At 42.6% G+C, this 434-nt stretch carries 1 protein-coding gene; it reads right to left on the bottom strand.

Features of this window, described 5'->3' with window-relative positions; all coding sequences use genetic code 11:
- Positions 1-105: 105 nt before the first annotated feature.
- Positions 106-434, bottom strand: a 329-nt coding sequence (locus GPK58_RS12535; RefSeq protein ID WP_215638737.1) for an RNA-guided endonuclease TnpB family protein, incomplete at its 5' end; no start/stop codon positions are given.

The following is a 434-nucleotide window of genomic DNA, read 5'->3' on the forward strand; positions in this document are numbered from 1 at the left end:
CCACTACTGCATTGGCAAACACCTTACGGTACTGCAATGTCTTGCACAGTGTCCACAAGCTATATTTATACTGTTCCCGTATGCCCTACGGTACAGTTTTTATCTTTATGCAGACTGCATCTGCAGTCCTTTTTTCAGAATATTGATACTTGCATTCGTATCCCGGTCATGAACCGCATGGCATTTGGGACACTCCCAGATACGAATGCCCAGATTTTTTATCCGTGGATTTCTGTAGCCACAACAGCTGCAGGTCTGACTGCTCGGATACATCGTTGGTACTCTGTGAATTTCATTTCCATACCAGCCAGCTTTATATTCCAGCATTTCAAAAAATTTTGCCCAGGAAACACTCGCTATCGATTTTGACAGTTTATGATTCCGGATCATCCCCTTAACATTCAGATCTTCAATACAGATGGTTTGGTTTTCAC

This window comes from Blautia sp. MCC270 (assembly GCF_018785605.1).
Lineage (GTDB): Bacteria > Bacillota > Clostridia > Lachnospirales > Lachnospiraceae > Blautia_A > Blautia_A fusiformis.